24 protein-coding genes and 1 pseudogene are annotated in these 21,378 nt (G+C 58.1%); 7 read left to right on the forward strand and 18 right to left on the reverse strand.

Features of this window, described 5'->3' with window-relative positions; genetic code table 11:
* Positions 1-50: 50 nt before the first annotated feature.
* Positions 51-950: a LysR family transcriptional regulator gene (locus tag ACODR6_RS11085; RefSeq protein WP_130279729.1), complete on the forward strand. Its 900-nt coding sequence runs from the start codon at positions 51-53 to the stop codon at positions 948-950.
* Here ACODR6_RS11085 and ACODR6_RS11090 read toward each other — a convergent pair.
* The 3 genes and pseudogenes from ACODR6_RS11090 to ACODR6_RS11100 all read right to left on the reverse strand — a co-directional run bounded on the left by ACODR6_RS11090 (position 937) and on the right by ACODR6_RS11100 (position 3,122).
* Positions 937-1,668, reverse strand: coding sequence for a gamma-glutamylcyclotransferase (locus ACODR6_RS11090; RefSeq protein ID WP_203431646.1), 732 nt, complete (start codon positions 1,666-1,668; stop codon positions 937-939). The two genes, ACODR6_RS11085 and ACODR6_RS11090, sit on opposite strands and share 14 nt — an antisense overlap.
* Before the next feature lie 73 nt (positions 1,669-1,741).
* Positions 1,742-2,190 (reverse strand): annotated as a pseudogene (locus ACODR6_RS11095) (Rid family hydrolase).
* A 95-nt stretch (positions 2,191-2,285) separates the two neighbouring features.
* The gene (locus ACODR6_RS11100; protein ID WP_246777694.1) at positions 2,286-3,122 is read right to left on the reverse strand and encodes an alpha/beta fold hydrolase; all 837 of its coding nucleotides are present in this window, start codon (positions 3,120-3,122) and stop codon (positions 2,286-2,288) included.
* 28 nt (positions 3,123-3,150) lie between these two features.
* Here ACODR6_RS11100 and ACODR6_RS11105 point away from each other — a divergent pair, with 28 nt between their 5' ends.
* Positions 3,151-3,291: a hypothetical protein gene (locus ACODR6_RS11105; protein WP_246777695.1), complete on the forward strand. Its 141-nt coding sequence runs from the start codon at positions 3,151-3,153 to the stop codon at positions 3,289-3,291.
* Between the two features lie 332 nt (positions 3,292-3,623).
* Here ACODR6_RS11105 and ACODR6_RS11110 read toward each other — a convergent pair whose 3' ends face one another.
* A complete protein-coding gene (locus tag ACODR6_RS11110) occupies positions 3,624-4,046 on the reverse strand; it encodes a winged helix-turn-helix transcriptional regulator (RefSeq protein ID WP_203431346.1) in 423 nt (140 codons plus the stop codon).
* Positions 4,047-4,141: 95 nt separating this feature from the next.
* Here ACODR6_RS11110 and ACODR6_RS11115 point away from each other — a divergent pair, with 95 nt between their 5' ends.
* On the forward strand, positions 4,142-4,870 hold the full coding sequence (locus tag ACODR6_RS11115) for an SDR family NAD(P)-dependent oxidoreductase (RefSeq protein ID WP_203431347.1): 729 nt from the start codon (positions 4,142-4,144) through the stop codon (positions 4,868-4,870).
* A gap of 372 nt (positions 4,871-5,242) precedes the next feature.
* On the forward strand, positions 5,243-5,950 hold the full coding sequence (locus ACODR6_RS11120) for a MipA/OmpV family protein (RefSeq protein ID WP_246777696.1): 708 nt from the start codon (positions 5,243-5,245) through the stop codon (positions 5,948-5,950).
* Positions 5,951-5,967: 17 nt separating this feature from the next.
* Here the strand turns inward: ACODR6_RS11120 and ACODR6_RS11125 are convergent, their stop codons facing one another.
* From ACODR6_RS11125 to ACODR6_RS11170, 10 genes are read right to left on the reverse strand one after another with little or no spacing between them, the layout of a single operon-like run.
* Positions 5,968-6,300, reverse strand: coding sequence for an EamA family transporter (locus ACODR6_RS11125; RefSeq protein ID WP_246777697.1), 333 nt, complete (start codon positions 6,298-6,300; stop codon positions 5,968-5,970).
* A gap of 26 nt (positions 6,301-6,326) precedes the next feature.
* Positions 6,327-7,499 (reverse strand): GNAT family N-acetyltransferase, encoded by a 1,173-nt coding sequence (locus tag ACODR6_RS11130; RefSeq protein ID WP_203431349.1) that lies wholly within the window; start codon positions 7,497-7,499, stop codon positions 6,327-6,329.
* Entirely contained in the window at positions 7,480-8,295 is an 816-nt protein-coding gene (locus tag ACODR6_RS11135) for an alpha/beta hydrolase (protein ID WP_148195376.1), read from the reverse strand. The genes ACODR6_RS11130 and ACODR6_RS11135 overlap by 20 nt, the downstream gene beginning before the upstream one ends.
* The gene (locus tag ACODR6_RS11140) at positions 8,285-9,160 is read right to left on the reverse strand and encodes a fatty acid desaturase family protein (protein WP_203431350.1); all 876 of its coding nucleotides are present in this window, start codon (positions 9,158-9,160) and stop codon (positions 8,285-8,287) included. The genes ACODR6_RS11135 and ACODR6_RS11140 overlap by 11 nt, the downstream gene beginning before the upstream one ends.
* Positions 9,157-9,507: a DMT family transporter gene (locus tag ACODR6_RS11145; RefSeq protein ID WP_203431351.1), complete on the reverse strand. Its 351-nt coding sequence runs from the start codon at positions 9,505-9,507 to the stop codon at positions 9,157-9,159. Before ACODR6_RS11145 ends, ACODR6_RS11140 begins: the two co-directional genes overlap by 4 nt.
* Positions 9,504-10,457: an arginase family protein gene (locus tag ACODR6_RS11150; protein ID WP_203431648.1), complete on the reverse strand. Its 954-nt coding sequence runs from the start codon at positions 10,455-10,457 to the stop codon at positions 9,504-9,506. The genes ACODR6_RS11145 and ACODR6_RS11150 overlap by 4 nt, the downstream gene beginning before the upstream one ends.
* A 4-nt stretch (positions 10,458-10,461) precedes the next feature.
* On the reverse strand, positions 10,462-11,874 hold the full coding sequence (locus tag ACODR6_RS11155) for an aspartate aminotransferase family protein (RefSeq protein WP_203431352.1): 1,413 nt from the start codon (positions 11,872-11,874) through the stop codon (positions 10,462-10,464).
* 12 nt (positions 11,875-11,886) lie between these two features.
* Positions 11,887-12,675 carry an MtnX-like HAD-IB family phosphatase gene (locus ACODR6_RS11160; RefSeq protein ID WP_449099153.1) on the reverse strand — a complete coding sequence of 263 codons (789 nt, stop codon included), beginning with the start codon at positions 12,673-12,675 and terminating at the stop codon, positions 11,887-11,889.
* A complete protein-coding gene (locus tag ACODR6_RS11165) occupies positions 12,662-14,029 on the reverse strand; it encodes an ATP-binding protein (protein ID WP_203431353.1) in 1,368 nt (455 codons plus the stop codon). The genes ACODR6_RS11160 and ACODR6_RS11165 overlap by 14 nt, the downstream gene beginning before the upstream one ends.
* A complete protein-coding gene (locus tag ACODR6_RS11170; RefSeq protein WP_203431354.1) occupies positions 14,026-14,688 on the reverse strand; it encodes a response regulator transcription factor in 663 nt (220 codons plus the stop codon). Before ACODR6_RS11170 ends, ACODR6_RS11165 begins: the two co-directional genes overlap by 4 nt.
* A 370-nt stretch (positions 14,689-15,058) precedes the next feature.
* On the opposite strand from ACODR6_RS11170, the gene ACODR6_RS11175 reads away from it, so the two are divergent.
* Positions 15,059-16,351 carry a TadE/TadG family type IV pilus assembly protein gene (locus tag ACODR6_RS11175; protein WP_112717556.1) on the forward strand — a complete coding sequence of 431 codons (1,293 nt, stop codon included), beginning with the start codon at positions 15,059-15,061 and terminating at the stop codon, positions 16,349-16,351.
* 264 nt (positions 16,352-16,615) lie between these two features.
* Here the strand turns inward: ACODR6_RS11175 and ACODR6_RS11180 are convergent, their stop codons facing one another.
* From ACODR6_RS11180 to ACODR6_RS11195, 4 genes are all read right to left on the reverse strand, one after another.
* On the reverse strand, positions 16,616-16,843 hold the full coding sequence (locus ACODR6_RS11180) for a hypothetical protein (RefSeq protein ID WP_165402660.1): 228 nt from the start codon (positions 16,841-16,843) through the stop codon (positions 16,616-16,618).
* A gap of 96 nt (positions 16,844-16,939) precedes the next feature.
* On the reverse strand, positions 16,940-17,440 hold the full coding sequence (locus ACODR6_RS11185) for a fasciclin domain-containing protein (protein WP_413709037.1): 501 nt from the start codon (positions 17,438-17,440) through the stop codon (positions 16,940-16,942).
* A 169-nt stretch (positions 17,441-17,609) separates the two neighbouring features.
* The gene (locus tag ACODR6_RS11190; RefSeq protein ID WP_203431355.1) at positions 17,610-18,047 is read right to left on the reverse strand and encodes a DUF3429 domain-containing protein; all 438 of its coding nucleotides are present in this window, start codon (positions 18,045-18,047) and stop codon (positions 17,610-17,612) included.
* A complete protein-coding gene (locus tag ACODR6_RS11195; RefSeq protein WP_148195529.1) occupies positions 18,044-19,039 on the reverse strand; it encodes an NAD(P)/FAD-dependent oxidoreductase in 996 nt (331 codons plus the stop codon). The genes ACODR6_RS11190 and ACODR6_RS11195 overlap by 4 nt, the downstream gene beginning before the upstream one ends.
* A 143-nt stretch (positions 19,040-19,182) precedes the next feature.
* On the opposite strand from ACODR6_RS11195, the gene folE reads away from it, so the two are divergent.
* Together folE and ACODR6_RS11205 are read left to right on the forward strand one after the other, a co-directional pair.
* Positions 19,183-19,794 carry a GTP cyclohydrolase I FolE gene (gene folE, locus ACODR6_RS11200; protein WP_199628433.1) on the forward strand — a complete coding sequence of 204 codons (612 nt, stop codon included), beginning with the start codon at positions 19,183-19,185 and terminating at the stop codon, positions 19,792-19,794.
* 222 nt (positions 19,795-20,016) lie between these two features.
* Entirely contained in the window at positions 20,017-21,342 is a 1,326-nt protein-coding gene (locus ACODR6_RS11205; protein WP_203431356.1) for an ABC1 kinase family protein, read from the forward strand.
* Positions 21,343-21,378: the final 36 nt, after the last annotated feature.

Genomic DNA, 21,378 nt, shown 5'->3' on the forward strand with positions numbered 1-21,378 from the left:
CGGAATTGCAATACTTGTTTTGAACGAATTGCGATTTTTGAAATAATGATATGAACGACTACAAGGCACTCCGCACCTTCCTCCTCGCCGCTGAGAAGCGGAACTTCGCCCAGGTGGCCCGCGAACTCGACATGACGCCCGCTGCCGTAACGCGAGCCATCGCCGCCCTGGAGGCAGAGCTCGGCGTTCAGCTCTTCGTGCGCACCACGCGCCAAGTGTCCCTCACCACCGACGGCGCGATCTTTGCTGCGCAGATCCAACCCGCGGTAAAGACGCTGGAGGATGCCCGACGCGAAGTGATGAACGCCCACAAAGCCGAGGAAGGACGCCTCAGGATCAGCGCACCGACCTGGTTCGGGAAGGTCGTGCTGCCGACGATCCTTTCCGGATTCAAGGAGCGCTATCCGAAGATCAGCTTCGAGATCTCCCTGTCTGACGGCCTGATCAACATCGTCGACGACGATTACGACCTGGCGATCCGCATCTCCTCGCAGCCCTCCGACAAGTTCACGATCTGGAGGAAGATCCGCGTCGTGCCGCGCATCCTTGTTGCCGCGCCCGGCAGCCGCTTCGTCACCATGTCGCATCCCAACGAACTGACGCCGGACGATTGCCTTGCCTATAGTGGAGAAAGCCGGCGGGAGAACTGGGTTCTGTCGGATGGTGGCTCAAGCATCGCAATATCGGCGGGGCGAGCGTTCAGCGCCAATAGCGGCGAGGTGCTCGCGGAAATGGCCGCAGACGGGGCAGGTGTCGCCCTGCTTCCGGGGTTCAACATCGCCGAGCACATCCGCAGTGGACGGCTCGTGCATGTGTTCAAGGGATGGGCGCCGCCAGATCTGTGGCTCACCCTTTACTATCCGCCCTACCAGGCTCTGCCGCCGCGTATTGCCTCCTTTTCGAAATTCTTCGAAGAGCAGGTGGCGGCGCATATGGTCATGCTGGATTGACAGGTAGCGGGAGAGCCTGAAGCTTCGTTGCCACAAGTTCCTGTAACTGCCATAGGTTCCGGTCGAAGATTTGGCGTTCTGCAAGATCAACGACGGTGCGATGCAGGTATTCCGCACAAGACCCGGCCGGTCCGCAGGCCTGGGCAATCAGCGCCGCCGCCTGTTCGAGAGGTACCTTTTGGGTCAGTGCTGACCGCGTCGGGCTTGCCCAGAATGTCAATGCGCGACGGGGTCCTGCCGGTGTCCGGACCCTGACCCAACGGACCATATCGCAAACTTCGACATAGCGGATTTCGCGGGCCAGGAGCCTACGTAGATCTTCCTTCTTCGACGCGCAGGCAAGCTTGAGGATCAGGCCGGTGCAGCTTCCTCCCGGCTGAAGGGCAAGCATAAGACCCGGCGCATCCGAGGTCGCCCGCAGCCGTTCGATCCTCAATGCGAACGCACGGTGCCATCCGAACGCGACGGCTCTTTCGAAGCCCGCCACGTCGAACCCGGGGTTCCACATCAGCGAGCCATAGGCAAACACCCAAATCTCTTGATCGCGCGCTTCCTCATCGACCCTCTGGACGAGCTCCTCGAGCTGGTTGGACGAGATGGGCGTCCAGTTAGGCTCCGGACCTTCGTCCGTAACAGTCCTCAAGGTCCTGGCAACGAGATCCGTGGTGAGATGCAAGGCGGATGGCGATCTCATCGTCGCTGAATATGGTCTTGGCATCGGGAAACCCATCAGGAAAGGTTCGCCGCGGCAGTGCATCACCCCGGCAACGCTTCGAGCGACTGTTGTCTAATCAGGCGACCGTGGCGTCGAGCACCGCGCGGAACGTGATCTCGACGATCTGTTCGGGGAAGGCGAGCGCACTCACTCCGATCAGGTTGCTTGCGACGGACGGAGTGTCCGTGCCGTACATCTCCTTGCGGACCTTTGATCCGGCTGCGAATGCACTCGCGACGTCGAGGACAAAAAGCGTCTCTTCGACAACGTCGTCGAGAGTGGCACCGAACTCAGAAAGAAGCTCTTGGCGTTCACATAGCTCTGACGTATCTGCGCCTCCATTGGCTCGAAGTCGACAGGACGGCCTTGCGCGTCAAGGGTGGCTGGCGCGACCATCTTGCCGTCGCCGTCTTGGCTTAACTGTCCAGAAATGTAGATCGTATCCTTGACCTGGACAGCCTGCGCGTAGCCGAAGGTTTGCTCCCAGGCAACGCCAAGGTTTGCGATTGTCTTTGTCGTCGTCATTACGTTTCCTATCGATATGCAGCGCGCTCGCGCGTGTGGACCAGCAATCCGAAGACGGCGGATGCGAGGGAGCCCGCACCCGCCGTCAATGCCGATCAGGCCCGGATGAAAGCCAACAGATCAGCGTTGAGAACGTCGGCGTTGACAGTCAGCATTCCGTGAGAGAAGCCCGGGTAGGTCTTCAGCGTGCCGTTTTTCAGGAGCTTGACGGATTTGTGGGCGGAATCTGCGATCGGGACGATCTGGTCGTCTTCGCCGTGCAGAACCAACGTCGGAACGCTGATATTCTTCAGGTCTTCGGTCTGGTCGGTTTCCGAGAATGCCTTGATGCCGTCGTAATGCGCTTTTGCGCCGCCCATCATTCCCTGACGCCACCAGTTCTGGATCACGCCTTCATGCACAGTCGCGCCATCGCGGTTGAAACCGTAGAATGGACCAGCCGGCACATCGCGGAAGAACTGCGCACGGTTTGCCGCAAGCGCCGAGCGAAAGCCGTCGAACACCTCCATCGGCAAGCCTTCGGGATTGGCCTCGGTCTTGACCATGATCGGCGGGACAGCAGAAACGAGAACTGCTTTGGCAACACGACCAGAAGGTTCGCCATGCTTTGCGACGTAGCGGGCAACCTCACCGCCGCCGGTGGAGTGACCGATATGGACGGCATTTTTCAGGTCCAGCGCCTCGACGACTGCGAAGGCGTCGGACGCATAATGATCCATGTCGTGGCCGTCCGACACCTGGGCCGAGCGGCCATGGCCGCGGCGGTCATGGGCGACGACGCGAAAGCCCTTCGAGAGGAAGAACAGCATCTGCGCGTCCCAGTCGTCGGATGAAAGCGGCCAGCCATGGTGGAACATGATCGGCTGGGCATCCTTCGCTCCCCAGTCCTTGTAGAAGATTTCGACGCCGTCTTTGGTGGTTATAGTGCTCATGAACTCGTGTCCTTTGCTGGAGACTGTGGTGGGATCGATGGTGGCTGCAAGGCCGGAAGCGCGTGACATGGTTGCGAGCGTGACTGCGGCGCCTGCGCTCATCAACACGTTCCGGCGTGTGATCGATGTAAAAGCTTTCGTCATCGTGCGTCCTGCGATTTTTTTTTGAAACTCTCAGGCGAAGACGTCTTCGTCTGACAGGTGCGATATTGCCGCCAGAACCGCGGATCAACAATTGATTGAATAGTGTTGAGTTTGTTGCGTCTGGCGAAACAATCCGCAGCCTCGGCCAGATCATGCGTGGAAGACCCGACTTCAGGAACGTCACCGCTGACCCATGAATCTGCGATGCACCGGCCGGACGCGAGCGCGCACCGTCGTAACGACACAGGCAGCTGGGCTTGGCTTCGTTGCTCACGCGAGGCAGGTTGTGAAAGCGCTGCGTCCCTCAAGGCCCTGCCAGCCACAAAAGGCATGTCGACGATGCAAAGCGCCAAGCGATCAACGTTTGCCGTTATCGTAGTCGTGCTGCGCTTGCTCCAGCTCGGGACCGTAGGTCATGGACCATGTGTAAAGGGCTTCGAACGGTTGCTGAAGCGAACGGCCAAGCGAAGTGATGGTATACTCCACCCCGACCGGTGTCGTCGTGGTCAGCACTTCACGACGGATCAGACCGTTGCGCTCCAGGCGCTTCAACGCCTCGGCGAGCGCCTTGTGCGTGATCCCGTCCAGACGCCGCATGATCTCGTTGAACCGCGACGGCCTTGAGCAAAGAACCGTCAGGATCAGCACCGACCATTTGTTGGCGATCTGCTCCAGCACCGGGCGCGCCTTTTCTACGTTCAATAGTGCCTCGGCTGCGGCAGCTTTGTGTCTTTCAGCAGAACAAGGCTTAACCGGAAAACCTACGTCGGTCCTTCGCATCGATATACTCCATGATATCTGCTTTACATATAGTACGTAATTGACCGTAGGTATAGAGTTTATATCTTCTGCCCATCACTATTGATGGAGTTGATGTGATGAGATTAGCAAACAAGATTTCCCTCGTAATCGGCGGCGTTGGCGGTATCGGCGGGGCCATATCGCATCGCTTTGCCAGCGAGGGCGCAACGGTTTACGCAACGAGCCGCAAGGGCGCAGAGACACAGAGGCAGCCGGGTGGCACTGGCACCATCCGCACCATAAAGGCCGATGCCGGAAACAATGCAGATCTCCAGCGCGTCTTCGAGCAGATCCGATCGGAGCAGGGCCATATCGACGTGCTTGTCGTCAACGCCGGGCTTTCTGAACACGCGCCTCTCGGAGCAATTTCCGAGGATCACTACGATCGAACGTTCGGCCTGAATGTCCGGTCTCTGCTGTTTGCGGCGCAAGGTGCCATTACCTTGATGCAGCCCGGGGCAACGATCGTGCTGATTGGCTCGATTGCCGGCGATATCGGCACCAAGGGCTATGGGGTCTATGGCGCCACGAAAGCTGCAGTCCGTTCGCTCACACGCACATGGGCCAACGAACTCGCTCCCAAGGGGATACGTGTCAACGTCGTAAGTCCTGGCCCAACCGATACCGCGATGATGGCTGCAGCCTCGCAGGAAATTCGAGACGCACTGTCCAGGATGATACCGCTTGGGCGGATGGGCAAACCTGAGGAGGTGGCGGCCGCGGCCCTGTTTCTGGCCAGCGACGAAAGCAGCTTTACGACAGGCGCGGAAATAGCCGTAGACGGAGGCATGGCACAGGTCTGATGCCCATCCCTGTTATCCGCCGGAGACAAACTCGGCGCTAAAAAGCGCGCGAGCCATCAAAGGACCTCTTCCAGTGATGATGGGTGCATCATCACTGGAAGCAAGGCCCAGGTGAGGCGCTGTCTGCAGTGGCTTTTTCCTGCGGGACAAGCCCAAACACAGACAGGCCTTGGGTTCGACCGCCCGCCTGCTGCTTGACTCCTGCAAGCAGGAAGGCACTATCGAGTGCGTGCGTCAGTATCTGGTACAGGCATGACCGGCATCAGTCGATTGGTTCAAACAAGTCTTGTTGTCACACTCCTTCTTCCGGCTGCCACGGGAAGGGCATTTGCTGGAGATAAAGCAGCCGTTGTATCACCGGACAGCTGGGTCGTGACGCTCGGCGCCAGCATCGAATATGGCCCAAAATTTCCCGGATCGAGGCATGACGGTTTCAGCGCCATCCCGTCGTTCGATATCAGGCGCTTTGACGAACCCGATGAGCCGGGTGCTCCCGACGACAGCATCGACTATGGCCTTATTGGTCTTGGCGGCTTCGAAGCTGGGCCAGTGCTCGGTTTTCGCGATTCCCGGTCCCGTTCCGACGACCAGAGGCTCGCCGGTCTTCATGCGGTTCATTGGGACGTGGACGCCGGCGTCTTTGCGCAATATTGGGCAATACCAGACGAGCTGCGTATCCGCACCGAAATCCGCCAGGCGCTGTCGAATGGCAGCGGTCTGGTCGCCGATCTCGGCATCGACTGGTTCCAGTCGTTTGGCGACAAGTGGCTGCTTTCGATCGGACCGCGCGCATCATTCGCCGACGGCGCCTACATGCGCAAATACTTCTCTATTTCGTCAAGCGAAGCAGCCCAGAACGGGGTTTTGCCCGCTTTCGATGCCACCGGCGGCCTGAAATCGGTCGGACTTACCGTTTCGGCGTCTTATGACGTGACGCCGACCCTGTCGCTGCAGCTCTATGACCGGCTCGACAGACTGACGGGCGACGGCGCCGACAGCCCGATCACCTCGAAGCTCGGCGACGCGAACCAGAACATCATCGGCATTTCATTGAACAAGGCCTTCAGCGTCGGCTTCTGACCCGACACCTTCGATTTTCAATGCGATGGCACGGCCGTTGCGATGCACCAGATGCCGATCAGGATCAGACCGCTGCCTGCGAGCTGGAGCACGCTCACCGGCTCGCCGAACGCAAGCCAGGCGACGGCCATCACGAAGACATAGCTGATGGCCGAAAGCGGGAAGGCCTTGCTGATATCGAGCTGTGACAGAACTGTCATCCAGATAGCAAAACAGGCGATCTCAGCAGCGATCGCCGCGAAAAACCAGGGAGACGACAGGATCTGAAACAGCCACTCGCCGTGGGTACGAGCCGCCTCTTCGGCGCTGCGTTTCAACAGCAGCTGCTGGGCTGTGTTCAATAGCGGCACTGCCAACCATATCGGCCGGATCGCATTCACGTCATCACCTCGGCACCGTCATCGCCACTGAAGAAGGGCGATACGGTCTTCAAAACAAGCTGAAGGACCGCATTGCGATGGCGAAAATACATCGCATTGGCCGTCAGGCTGCTACCGAGCCGGACCTTGTTGCGATAGTAGGCCTGACCGCTCTGGTAGCGACCGATACGGTGCCTGAGGCAATATTCGAGGTTGGTGAACCAGCTGAGATAATAAAGGTTGTGGGCCCTGCCCCTAGGGGCATCCATGCAAAAGAACTTGTCGATGAGCCTGGACCCGTCACAAACCATGACATTGGCTGCCAGCAATTCGTCTTCGACGAAATACATCGTGCAGAAGGACCGGCCGGGCATCCCCTTCAGCAGACCCTGGAAATAGGCAGGCGTCAGCTCTTCAAACTGCCATTCGCTGCGTTCTCGCGTCTCCAGATAGAGTTGCATCACGCGAGGCAGCCATTCGCCGAAATCGCTGCGATATTCGATGCGCACGGTGCCGCGGCCCCGGAGCTTGCGCCGCATATCCTTGCGGGTCCCCGCCGACAACCTCGAAAGGTAGTCATCGAGCGTATCGAAGTCGATATCAAGGAACGCTGTCGGCATGCTGACGATCTCAGCATACCCGCCGTCAGACAAAACGCGCGTCACACCCAACGGCAGCGGTAGCGCCAGATCCTTCATCGCGATCAGCGAACAGCCCTCGGCCTGCGCATGCGCTTCGAAAGCGGCGAGAAGCTGCGCAAAGAGCTGTGGCCGGCGACTCTCGGAGATCCGCGGATGAAAGCCGATCATGCCGGTTTCCGTGCAGGGCGAACCAAGGCAGGCCAGGCGCAGCGTCAGAAATTCGGGGAAAAGGCAACGGATCCTGCCCACCGAACGTCTGATGCGGCCGGGCTGCAATGTCGTTTCGAGCGCGTAGCGGCACAAAAAGGCGGGCATCGCGGCAACGATCTCATCGTCTTCGCGCAATACGACATAGCGAAAGTCGAAACCGGCAATGCCGGCCTCCTCCACCACCAGCAGATAGTCATAGGTCTCGATCTCTTTCGAAAAGCAGATGTTCCAGGCGTGCCTGTCCAGCATACGGATGCTCGAAAGCAGTGATGCGACTGGTGAAGGTCCGCCGGATCCGGCATGCTCGGCTGTGCCAATCTCAAGCGCTTGCTGCTGCATGTTCCGCCTCGAAGAATTCGGCTGTCATGTCGGCCACATGCCTGTGCTGGCGATCGACATGGATCATGTGATAGCTGTCATCCAGCCAGCGAAGCTCGCGACGCCCGCCGATATTGGCTGCGATGTACTGGGCGTGCGACGGACCGCTAAGGTCGTCTTCACGTGAATGAACGATCAGCGTCGGCGTTCGCATGTCAGGAAGCCTTGCCTTGAGTGCTCTTCCAAGTTCATGCATCTCGATGAGACCGCGCCCAGGGAAGGTCTCGAGCATGCCCTCGCCGTTCATGCCTGCCACCATGCGACGCATTCGCTCATCCTTGATGCCGAGCGAAGGTGTTTCGCGAAAGTTCAAGCGGCCGATAAAGGGGATAAACGATATCCAGCGGATATGCGGCGAAAACAGCGCGTAGTACCGGGGCACATCCCAGCCGTCGTAATGAAAACAGGGAGAATAAACGGCAACGGCGCGGATCGACATCGGATTGCGCTCTGCCGCCATCATCGCGAGCTTTCCGCCAACGCAGATGCCGGCGGCAAAGACTGCGTCGCACCGCTCGCCCATGAGGTCACTGGCGGCCTCGACACTGTCGAGCCAGTTCTCCCAGCGCGACTTGCGCAGCACCGCCTCGTTCTCGCCATGACCGGCCAAGAGCGGCGCATAGACGCTGAAGCCGCGGCGATGGAGTTGCCGGGCGACCAGCCGCATCTCGGCAGGGGCCCCCGTCAGGCCGTGGACAAGGACAATGCCCCTGCCATTCGTGCCCTCGAGATAGAAGGAAAGTCCCTCAGCCGGCATCGGGAAATTCCCCCGGCTGCCGGTTTTCCTTCGCCATGAAGCCGAGCGCATGGCAGGTGCTGATCACATGCGTGCCGGCCGCAGCCTGGTCCTGCTTGATCTGCTCGTGGAAATTCTTCAGCTTGGTCCAGTGGGTTTTCGGACGATAATGATGTTCGGCGTGATATCCATTGGCGAACCAGAGCCAGTTGTAGAGCCTGTTGTGGCTGCTGACGCCCCAGGCGATCGGTTCGTCAGGGTCGCCGTGCAGATGCTCGTAATAGCCATTCAGTGACGAGAGGCAATTTCCAAGATAATAGAACGGTAGAAAGAACAAGGCAGCCTTCCAGTCGTAGACCAACGCCAGAAGCACGAAGGCGCCAACGCAAACCAGCTCGAAACGCCCCCATCTTGCTTCGGCCGGCCGTTTGCTGGCGATCGCGCGGTGAATGTCACCGATGTCGTCGCGAAAGAAGCTCAGAAACGTGTAGGAAAGGACGTTCTCCGGCTCGCCGTTCTTGCCATGCTTGTAGATCGACAGCATGTCGATCGTCTCGCCCCTGTCGTTGGGCCGGTCGCTATTGCCGGAGTGATGGCGCATGTGCACGAAGTGATAGTAGGTCTGCGAAAAGCCGATCGTCACCGATTCCAAAAGGCTGAAGAGACGGTTCATCCATCTCGATCTGAAATAGGGCGTGTGAATGAAATTATGCGAGATACTGTTGATGTTCCAGGATATCGATAGAGCATAGAGTGACCCAAGCGCCGCCGATAGCCAGAGCGGTCGGCTCTCAAATCCGGCAATCAGGTCGATGTTGAAGGCCAGATGCGCCGTTGCGGCCAGCACCGGAACGATATCCCATTTCGAATAGGCGAAGATTGTCATAGTCCCGTCGCTCCAACACAGACCACGCCAAAGGTCACCAGGGCGATGCCCAGGACATGGCGACGATTGATAGTTTCCTTGAAGATGATCCCGCCCGCGAGCGCGATCGCCGCATAGCTCAGCGCCATCAGCGGAAAGGCGACCGACAGCGCCACTTCCTCAAGCACGCGCGTCCACATTACCAGTTCGACGGCCCAAAGGAGGATGCCGAGCCAGATTACCTTGTTGCGCAGGTCCGCAAACAGCGCACCGGTGGCGCCGCGCTTGAAGCAGATCTCCCGGCCGGTTTCGGCCAGGATGCAGAAGACGATGACCCCGGTCGTCCATTCCGAAAGACCCCCAATCATGGCATCAGCTCCGACAACACCTCCAGCAGCGCATGGTTGGCGGCACTGTTGATGTTGCGCACCGCCGCCTTGTCGCGTCGCCGCAACGGCTGATCGATCAGCACTTCGGCCGTCTTCATTGCACGGGTATAGAGATTGCCGCTGTAATGCGGAGTTGAGTAGTCACCGGTAACATCGGCGCCGATGACGCGATATTTTTCACCGATCTCGCTCAAGAGCCAAAGCACGTAGGGAAGCCGCATATGGCCCTGATCCCAGTTTGTCACCGCATCGGCATTCGTCAGCACGTCCTTGTCGATGGTAATGTAAACCGCCTCGGTCTTGATACGGCCGAGCAACCGGTCGAGGAAATTGGCCTCGCCGAGTTCTGATATCGACTGCCAGTGCAGCGCACCGTCGATCTGGCTGAAGCTCGCTCCAGACCCATAGCTTGATGTCACCCTGCTCGGTGGATGGTCATAAGGGTAGAGTTCCAGCCGTCCATCGGTCAACGGTACAAGATTGGCGCCCTTTTTCTCGGGCGACTTCAGATCATGACTGCAGACGCCGAGGGTAATCACCTTTTCGACGAGCGGCTGCTCCAGCGCCTTGTTAACCCAGGAGCCGCAATGCATGCCATCGCCGAAATGTACCCAGTCGGGGTGATTGTCGATATGGATCACAGTTACGGGCCGGCGGGCACGCTCAAGCGCCAGCGACAGCAACAGCGCCGTCACGTGATGGAAATCGCCAGAACCCATGAAGCAGAGCCGCGATTGATCGCCCGACGGCGACCCTATCCGTGCCAGGCGTCTCCTAAGGGCATCGAGCGCGCGGCGCCGGCCCCAGAGCCTGACTGCGCGCCCGCATTCCTTGTCGCTGACTTCGTGCGCGCCTGCCATTATGCAAGACTGCACAAAGTCGGGCTGCAACTCCAACGCATCATCCAGATGAAGGAGAAGCAGTTGCACCGGACTATCTCCGTTCCGCGCGAGTGAGGAGTTGGTCGAGCAGTGAAATTGCAAGCTCGATCTCGTCATGGCTGATCATCAGGCTTGGTGCAAAGGTGATGACGTTCTTGTGGTAGCCGCCGACATCGAGCACCAACCCATATCTGCGACCGTCGACGACGAGATCGCCCTTCATGCCTTCGTCGCACATCCAGTCGAGCGTCGCCTTGTCAGGCGTGAAAGCATCGTCCCTGCAGATTTCCATCCGCAAGGCCAGGCCTAAGCCGTCCACCTCGCCGACGATCGCATGTTGCGACTGCAAGTCCTTGAGACCCTCGAGGAAATGCGCACCCTTCTCCATGACGCTGGCGCCGAAGTCATTCTCCGACACCATCTTCAGCGTCTCCAACGCGACGGACGTGCCCATTGGGTTGCTTGCAAACGTCGAATGGGTGGAACCAGGCGGGAAAATGGTGGGATTGATCATCTCCTCCTTGGCCCATATGCCAGAAAGGGGATTGAGCCCGTTGGTAATGGCCTTGCCGAACACAAGAACATCGGGCGAAACACCGAAGTGCTCGATCGACCACAACTTGCCTGTGCGATAGACGCCCATCTGGATCTCGTCGACGACCAGCAGAATGCCGTGATCGTCGAGGACCTTCTTCAGCTCGACGAAGAAGTTCATCGGTGGGATGACATAACCACCCGTGCCCTGAATCGGTTCGACGTAGAAGGCGGCATATTCCGACTTTCCCGCCTTTGGATCCCAGACGCCATTATATTCGCTTTCGAACAGACGGGCAAACTTCTGGACGCAATCGTGACCGTACTCTTCCTTCGACATGCCCTTCGGGCCGCGAAAGTGATAGGGAAATTCTATGAACTGCGCCCGCTCGCCGAAATGGCCGTAACGGCGACGGTAGCGATAGCTGGAGGTGATCGAAGTCGCACCAAGCGTTCGGCCGTGGTAGCCGCCTTCGAAGGCAAACATCAGGCTTTTGCCGCCAGTGAAATTGCGGACGATTTTGAGCGAATCCTCCACCGCCTGCGAACCGCCGACGTTGAAATGCACGCGGCCCTTTGAACCGAACTTTTCTTCCATATCTCGGGCGATCAGTGCGGCGAGTTCGACCTTCTCGCGATGTAGATATTGCGACGCGACCTGTGGCAAGCGATCAAGCTGGCGATGCGCAACCTGGTTCAGGCGCTCGTTTCGGTAACCGAAATTGACAGCCGAGTACCACATCTGCAGATCCAGAAATGGCGTTTCGGCCGCATCATAGACGAAGGAGCCCTCGCAGGTTTCGAAGAATTTCGGCTTCTCTGTATAATGCACTGTATCGCCGTGCGAGCAGTAGGTCTCTTCGAGCAGACGAAGTTCGTCTTCGCCAATGACCGGCGCGCGGGTGGGAGCAAGTTTCAGGTTGGAACGCATGAGGTCCTCTTGTTACGCTGATTTCTTCACCGGCAGTGCGGGGCGCCGGCGCGAAGGGATTGAAAGAATGCTTGCGAGAGACCGCTGAACATCGGCGAAACTGTCGTAAGGGAAGAATTCGATGCCCCGGGAGCGGCAATGGTCAGCCAAGTTTGACTTGGCGAAGACAACCGGTGCCTCGTTCGAGACACAAAAGTCGCTGCGTCCATCGCCAACATAGATGTAATCGACCGAGGGGCTGACGACCGCGCATTTGCAGACGCCGGAGCCAGCGTTGCAGCCGCTGCTGATCGCGGGAAAATCGAGATCGTATGCCGATTTCGAAAGCTCGTCGCCCTCTCGGAGCCTGTTTGCAATCACGGGTATGGAGGTGATCTGATGGCGGCGAAGGACGCGACGGATGAAATAGTCAACGCCGTCGCTAACCACGCTCAAGCCGAGCCCGGCGTTGTCGCAGAACCGCTTGAAGGCAATAAAATCGCTGTCGATCTCGACAGTGTCGAGAAAGGCGTTCAGCTCGGCGCGCGTTGCCTCGATCAGCCTGATCTGGCGCTGCATGCATATCGCCGACGTGATCTTGCCGCTGACCCATTGATCCTCGATCGCGCGCCATTCCGGGCGCGCATAGCGCTGGAGCACGAGGTCGGTCACGTCCTCCTTCGATATCGTTCCGTCAAAATCGCAAAACACCTGCATCGCGTGCTCCGTCAAACGTCTGAGGACACGTCTAGAGCGGCGAACTGAAAGCAAGATGAGGCGAAGATGAAATGAAACTGAATTCGGCGCCTCACGCGCCGACAATGTCCAGATCGACCCTTAGGCCCCGTCCCCATTCCGAGGTCCCGAGGCTGAGGGCGATCTCCAGCCGATTGGCGATATCGGCAACGATAGGCAATCCCAGTCCGGCGCCATCGCCGGCGCCCGTATCGAGGCGGTTGAAGCGTTGAAACGCCGCCTCTCTTTGGTCTGGCGGAATGCCAGGACCGCTGTCCATGATGGAAAGCCGCCAGCCGCGCTCGCCGGGCTCGATCCGCACCTCGATCTTTCCGGCATCGCCCGAATACTTGATCGCGTTGTCGAGGAGGTTATCGATCATGATCCGAAGGAGGGCCCTGTCTGTCTGGACCAAGGCCTCCGGCGCACCTCTAAGGCTGACATCGAAGTGGCGTGCATTCAGCAGTACGGCAAAATCGGCAAGCGAGGCGGAAGCGATGTCACGCAGCGACACGGAGCCGAGCTGCAGCGGCTGGTGACTGACCCGCGCCAGGCGCAGGAGCTGTTCAATCAAGTGCATGGCACGCTCGTTGCTGACCACCAGATCCTTCAAAAGCGCTCGCCGCTCATCCTCTGAATCGGCCCGGTCGAAGAGCTGCAGCAAAAGCTTGATGCCGGCCTGTGGCGTGCGCAGCTGATGGGCTGCAAGATCGGAAAAGCGCCGTTCCATCGTCAGCGACCGGCCAAGCCGGCGCAGGAGGTTGTTAAGCGAATGGACAAGCGGCGCAAGGTCCCTCGGCAGACCGGTCGTTGCGATCACCGACAGGTCATCGGGCGTACGCGTCCGGATTTGCGATACCAGCTCCTTCATATTGCTGAGCCCGTTGGTGATCGCCATCCAGATGATGACGGCGATCACAGGGATCAGCACGACAAGCGGGAAAGCCAGGTTGAGAAGAATGTTCTCGACCAGGCCCTCGCGAAGATTGATTTCTTCCGCAACCTCGATGGAAATATCTGTATCAGGGATCGGCAGGGAATAGATCCGCCATCGTGCGCCGTTATTAACGGTCTCTGAAAACCCGGCCTTGAAGCGGCTGAGCCCGGCTGGAAAGGCATTGCTGCTGGCAAAGGCGAGCGTATCGCCCTTCCAGGCACGGAACGAGTGCGCGTCCGCATAATCGTCAGCGTCCTCGTTCAGAGCCAGCTGATTATCCATATTGAAATCCAGGTCGGGTACCTGGATCGTTGGCCGGTTATCGGGCCGGGTGAGCGGATGCTGCATCAGGGACCACAGGACGTTCGCGTCGTTGATCAACTGGGCGTCGTAGATGTTGTCTATTTCTCGTGTCGCGCTGCGATAGGCAAAAAAGCCGACGACAGCGATCGCGACGATCAGGGTCGGCAGGATACGGGCAAAGAGCCGTTGGGTAAGGGTCACTGCCGGCGCTCGACCATGTAGCCGACACCACGGATCGACTGTATGAAATCAGGGCCAAGTTTCTTGCGCAAATTATAGACCGTCACTTCGATCGTGTTGCTCTCCACGGACACCTCAGAATCGTAGAGGGCATATTCGATGTCGCTTTTCGTGACGTAGCGGCCGCTGCGCTCCATCAACAGGCGCAGAAGATGGAACTCCTTTGCGGGCAGGTGAAGTTGAACCCCATCGCGACGCGCAACCATCGCGGCCGGGTCAATCTCGACGTTTGCGCAACGGATGACCGTTTCGTTGCGCCCCTGCCTGCGGCGCAACAGCGCGCGGATGCGCGCCAAAAGCTCATCCAGATCAAACGGCTTCGTCAGATAATCGTCGGCTCCCTCGTCCAGGCCGGCAACCCGGTCGCGCACACTGTCGAGCGCGGTCAGCATGAGAACGGGGATGCCATTGCCACTCTGGCGAAGAGCCCGCAGCACATCAAAGCCACTTGCCTTCGGCAAGTTAACATCCAGGACCAGCGCGCCGTAGTCATTGTATTTGAGGACATGGAGCGCCGTTTCGGCATCACGGAACCAGTCCACGCCATAAGCATGCTTCTCAAGTGCCTTTTTCAGGGCCGACCCAAGAATGTCGTCGTCCTCGACCACCAGTATACGCAATGGAACGTCCTTGCTGCTCCCTGTCAGATCGGCTTATGTTCTCTCGAAATGAGGCTGAAATCCGGCCTGAGATTGGCGCGAGCGGATCTGTTTGGCGCAGGGGTCGGGCCCTGTCGGCCGGACTGCACCGACTGCCTCGTGGGAGCTAACCGGCCTTTCGTTCCAGAACGCTTTGGCGCGCATGATATCGTGTCGACATGTGCTTGTGGGTCTGCCGCGTAACGGCGGCCACACGACCATCGCGGGCTGCGACGCCTCCGGCTTTCGCGTATGAGATGTAAGCATTTGAAATTGCTTTACCAAGCCGGTTAGCGGGACCTTAAAGGCAGGGTGCTAGAAGTCGCACATGTCCTCTTTGGTACCTTTGTGCATGATAAAGACAGTTAGGCGCATCTTCGCATGCCGTTCGGGAAATTTCGGGTTATTGACGGCAATCCTGATTACGCCCCTGGTCGGGGCCGCCGGCATGGCTATCGATTTTTCGCACGCGCTGGAGATTCGCACCCAACTCTTTGACGCTGCCGACGCTGCAGCGGTCGGGGCAGTCGCGGAAAAGTCTTCGGCCGTTACTCAGGCCATGGCAATGCCGGCTGACGGCTCCATATCTGTCGGCGAGAGTGAAGCGCGCAAACTGTTCACGGGACAGATGTCGGGAGAAGCCGCGTCGCTACCGATCGACCTGTCAGTGACAGTAACGCGCAACTTGAACAAGGTCACCTCCAACATCGCCTTCAAGACATCAATCCCGACGACCTTCATGGCGATATTTGGTAAAACCAGTATTGAGGTGTCGGGTACCGCCAGCGCCGAATATCAAACCGCGTCCTTCATGGATTTCTATATCCTCATCGACAACACACCTTCAATGGGTGTCGGCGCTACGGCAGCTGATGTCACCAAGATGCAAGCCAACACATCCGACAGTTGCGCCTTTGCCTGCCACGATATCGCAAGCGGCAACAAGAGCTACTACAATCTGGCAAAGTCGCTCGGAGTGACCATGCGTATCGACACGGTCCGCCAGGCGACCCAGCAGTTAACGACGACGGCAAAGAGCACGCGCGTCACGAGCAACCAGTTCAGAATGGGAGTTTACACCTTTGGCACCAAGGCCGAGGATGCGAAGCTCACCACCATTTCAGATCCCACCTACGATCTGGATCAAGTTCGATCATACACAGATGCCGTCGATCTCATGACCATTCCAAGTCAGGGATACAACAGTGATCAGACAACAAGCTTTGACAGTGCTCTGACGCAGATGAACACCATCATCACCACGCCGGGCAGCGGCAACACGTCCGCTGACCCGCAGAAGATCCTGTTCTTCGTGGCGGACGGCGTCGGCGACAGCTACAAGCCATCCACTTGTACCAAGAAAACCACCGGCGGTCGCTGCCAGGAGCCGATCGACACGAGTTTCTGCGCTCCTTTAAAAGCGCGCGGCGTCAAGATTGCTGTCCTCTACACGACCTATTTACCGCTTCCGAAGAACAGTTGGTACAATACCTGGATCTCGCCGTTCCAGAGCCAGATTCCTGCTAAAATGGCGGAATGTGCGTCCCCTGGCCTCTATTTCGAAGTGACACCGACCGACGGCATCGCGGATGCAATGAAAGCTTTGTTCCTCAGGGTTATCAGGCAGCCGCGCTTAACGTCCTAGTGATTGCGGTCTGATGGTCGATCCCCTTAAGTCGGCTTTGCCGTGCAGCTTGCTCGATCAAAGGCGCCTTGTAGTGCGCATGTCAGTCGCCAAGGTCACGAGAGACAGCACGACTGTTAGTGGCGCGTATTTCGAGGCTTGGGCATAGGAAGAACCTTTAGACCTTCCCTGCTATCGACGATGAAGCCCGACCGTGTTCTTGAGTATGCGATCGAACTTTTGCCGGGTGTAGCCGAGATCGTAAGCCGCCTTCGAGTTTGGCGCTCAAAGCCGGTGTCGGCCGAGTAGCCAGAAGGTAAAAACGACAATCGGCATCAAGGAGAGCGATGCCAGCTGCCACAACCCGTCGCTCGAAACTGACGTCTCGTCATCGGCTCCCAGAAACACTGTCCCTCCCAGGAACACCAAAATTGCGACAACGGTGGCGGCCGGCAGGCCGTACATTATCCAATGATTGGTCCGGTTGCGATCGTCGCCATCTCCCATGAGCAATCCCTTCTCCTCGGGCATAAGGCGGCCGTTTGCAGACCGTCGCGGACATCGACAGGGACGGTAGCCGGGCTGCGACACGCAGCCCGGCAATTCACATCAGGATTTCGGAAGCAGAACTTTATCAATAACGTGGATGACGCCATTTGACTGTTTCACGTCTGCGATGGTCACGGTCGCAGTGCCACCGGTCTCATCGGTGAGGGTGATCTTTCCCATGTTTTCCTTGGCCTTGATCACACAACCTCCGACCGTCTTGATGTCATGCTCGCCGCCATCGTCCTTGATCATCTTCGCGACCGTGCTTGCCATTGCTTCGGCAGCAACCACATGACAAGTGAGGACCTTTGCCAGCTTTTCCTTGTTTTCGGGCTTCAACAGCGTCTCGACAGTACCCTTCGGAAGGGCGTCGAAAGCTTCGTTGGTCGGCGCGAACACCGTGAAGGGCCCCTTCCCTTCCAGCGTCTTTACCAGCCCGGCCGCTTTGACCGCAGCGACCAGGGTCGTGTGGTCTTTCGAATTGGAAGCGTTCTGGACGATATTCTTGTCTTCATACATCGCCGCACCGCCGACTTTAGGATTGGCAGCGTTAGCACCCATAACTCCCGCCAAACCGATTGATAGTGCGACAGCCGAAGTTACCAAAAGCCTGTTCATGATGGTCTCCTCTCGTTGCCGGTCTCTTGCCCGGTCGCCTGTCTACGCATCCTCACGATTTCGGTTTGATTTTTTTCAAGACGCGTCCCGGTCGCCACATAAAGCGATGCGATCACCTCGATATGTTGAAACCCGCGTGTATCAGCACGACAACATAGGACAGAACAACGAGTGCCGTGACTCTTGAGCGCAGCCGTAGATACCAGCGGAGATCTGCACGATCAGACAAAAGCGAGAAATCGCAAGCGAGAAGCACGAGGTAGAGCGCCATCTGGATCGAAAGACCGAGCGCGGGTGATCCGATCAAAACGCTTGCAAAGGAAGCCAACGCCAACACGTTACTCAGCACAATGATACCGAGACCAGACGCCGAAGCCTGCGCGCCGCCCCACAACGCTCCGGCCATGAACGCTGCAATAATGGACCCGTAAGCAGCAAAAAGTTGCGAGGCCGCGCCGACTTGAAGGATTACTGGCAGTACGAGCAACCAGAATGGCAGCGCACCCAGATAGGTGAGGACCGTCGAAACGCCGCGTACCGTCGCTTTCATTCCTGTTCTCCAATCGCTGCGAGGATGGCATCCGCAAGCTTCGAGCCGCTCATGAATGCTGCCTCGACACGACCTCCAATACACCAGTCGCCACAAGCGCCAAGCTGATTGCCTTCATCGAGGAGAAAAGGCTGGCCGGCAGCCTCTATGACGTCGGCATCGCGCCAGCGGTGAATGACAACTGTTCGAGTTTCGGCCGGCTTCAGGGGCATATGACGCTTTAAAGCCTCAACCATCGTCCGGCGCACGATATCGAGCGATACATCGATGTTGGCGTCCGCCCATGACGCCGTTGCGTTGACGACCAGGGTCGGGGACGATGCGCGACCTGGCTTAGTGTGATTACGAGCGATCCAGCCGATGACAGGATCCGACAGCCAGGCAGCCTTGAATGGCAATCTGGCATCGTCCAGCATTCTCATCATCAACGTGAAACAGCCACTCATTGTGACCCCCGTCAATGTTCGATGGTGCGAGAACAGCTCAGGCATCAGCATGGCCGCCTGTCGGGCAGGCGCTGCTACGACCACCCAATCAAATGGCCCATGCGAGGCATGACCAGCGTTGACATACCAGCTACCGGGTTTGCCTGTAATTTTGCCCGCAGACGTATGCAGCCGGAGATCAAGACCGACCGACATTGATTTTGCGAGAGCGTCCATCTCTGGAATAGCGACGTACCGTGTGGGGTCCAAGGCAGCCGTCTTCGGTAAACCATTGTCCGGTAAGGTCATGGGAGCGCAGGTCCAAACAGCGACCAGGCCGGCCTCACAAGCTGCCTTCACCTGCCTGGAAAAACTTGCATCACGCACTGTGAAATACTGTGCGCCATAGTCGAACGAGCTGTTATCGACCCGACGTGTCGCCATCCGGCCGCCGACGCCTCTTTCCTTTTCGAAAACCGTTACGTTCGCGGACTTCGACAGCGATCGGGCAGCAGCAAGACCGGCCATTCCCGCACCAATAATACCAACGCGTTGCATCGCGACCATATTCGTTCGCCGTGATCAATGACGGTTCACTGTACGGTTCTGCGCCGAAACAGATCAGAAACCACTGTTCAGCTCAACGCCTGTTTGATCCACCTGTGCTTGGTCAGCGTAACACCAGCCTGACAGATTGAGGAGAAAGTGAAATGGACGCGGTGGTGACCAAAAGCGAGCTTACGCCAGATCCGGAACGGCCGACCCAATTGGAAGTAGAAGCGGCCGTGCGTACGTTGATCCGTTGGGCTGGCGATGATCCGTCACGCGAAGGGCTAATGGAAACACCAAGACGCGTGGCAAAGGCTTATCGCGAGCTCTTCTCGGGGTACGATGTTGAACCTGAAGACATTCTGGCCAAGACATTCTCAGAGGTCGGTGGGTACAGTGACATGGTCCTCGTCAGGGATATAGAGTTTCATTCGCACTGCGAGCACCATATGGTCCCGTTTCATGGGGTTGCCCATGTTGCTTATATTCCCGATCATGGAGTTCTTGGACTGTCAAAAATTGCAAGGCTGGTCGATCTCTACGCCCGCAGGCTTCAGACGCAGGAGACGATGACGGCTCAGATTGCGCAAGCCCTGGACGAGAGCTTAAGACCCAAAGGTGTCGCCGTGATGCTTGAAGCTGAGCACATGTGCATGGCAATGCGCGGGATCCAGAAAAACGGCGCCAGGACCATAACCACGTTCTTCACCGGCCAGTTCCAAATGTTTGCGTCAGATCAGGCGCGCTTCATGCAGCTGGCGCGCCAGCGATAGAGGGGGTCTTGGGGCGCACGTAACATTGCAGCATGCGCAGCGACTAGCCCTGCTCCAAGCGGTAGCGCAGCTGGAAATCGTGATCAGGATGCCGGTGCATTTGACGGTTTTATGGCACTCCTGCACCTCACCGGCCTCACCACCGGCATGCGGGCCGCGTTGCGAAACCTGTGGCCTCCAACCGGCTCATGTTTCGAACGTCGCCTTGCAAAGGATCGTCCAATGACCGACCGAACTCGCCCGGTACCTCAAAGCCGTCTTAGCCGACTTGCTGCTTTGGGAAAGCTCGCCGGCGGCGTTGCCGCCGGAGCTGTGGGAGAGGGGCTGGGGCGTCTGGCGCGGGGTGAACGGCCGCATCTTTCAGACCTTGTTCTGACACCATCAAACGCCTTGCGTGCAGCAGAGCAACTATCGCGACTGCGAGGTGCAGCAATGAAGCTAGGCCAGATGTTGTCGCTTGACCCCGGCGACATCCTGCCCCGGGGACTTACCGCAATCCTTGCTCAACTTCGTGAAAATGCTCACACGATGCCGCTGCGTCAACTCGAGGGCGTGCTCAGGAATGCCTGGGGAAGCAACTGGCGATCCAGGTTTGCTCGCTTCGATATGGCCCCGATCGCGGCTGCCTCGATCGGTCAGGTTCACCGCGCCCGGCTTGCGACAGGTCGCGAGCTCGCTGTCAAGGTTCAGTATCCCGGCGTCGCTAAGAGTATCGATTCCGATATTGATAACGTTGCTGCGATCCTGCGCATGTCCGGCCTTGTTCCGGCAAATCTGGATCTCGGCCCCCTGCTCGCGGAGGCAAAACGTCAGCTGCGGGAGGAGGCCAATTATTTGCGCGAGGCGGAGCAGATGAAACACTACAGGGCGCTGCTCGAAGACGACCCACGATTTCTGGTACCGGCTCCGGTCGATGACCTGCTTCATGAGACTGTCTTGCCGATGGACTACATGGCCGGTTCAAAGATCGAGACCTTGACCGATGCCCCGCAGCAACACCGCAATCTCGCTGTAACTGCGCTTCTTGATCTTGTTCTTAAGGAACTGTTCGAGTTCAAACTCATGCAGACTGATCCCAATTTCGCCAACTATCGGTTTCAGGCCAATACAGGCAAGATTGTCCTACTCGACTTTGGCGCAACGCGGCAGCTTGCACCTGATACCGCCGAGCAATACCAGGCTTTGCTTGGTGCCGGCCTTGCTCGCGATCGCACCAAAATCCGACAGGCCCTGTTGACCATGGAGTTTGTTTCTTCTGCGCAGATTGCGAACCACAGCGCCGCGCTCAATGAAATAATCGATATCGTCCTTCGGCAATTGGCAAGACACGACCGTTACCAGTTCGATTTTTCAGATCGAGCCTTCGTCAAAGCCATTCGGGAAAAGGCGGAACCGATCATTGCAGATCGAAATACGTGGCGCGTGCCGCCACCAGACAAGCTGTTCGTACAGCGCAAGATAAGCGGCACGGTTCTGCTGGCGGTAACCCTGCAGGCCAAAGTGCCACTCGAGGTGATGCTTGACCGCTACAATCCGATGAATGGCTGAGATCTAAAGCATAAAACAGTCAGTCGGCACCATCCA

The organism is Rhizobium sp. FG96, assembly GCF_057808655.1.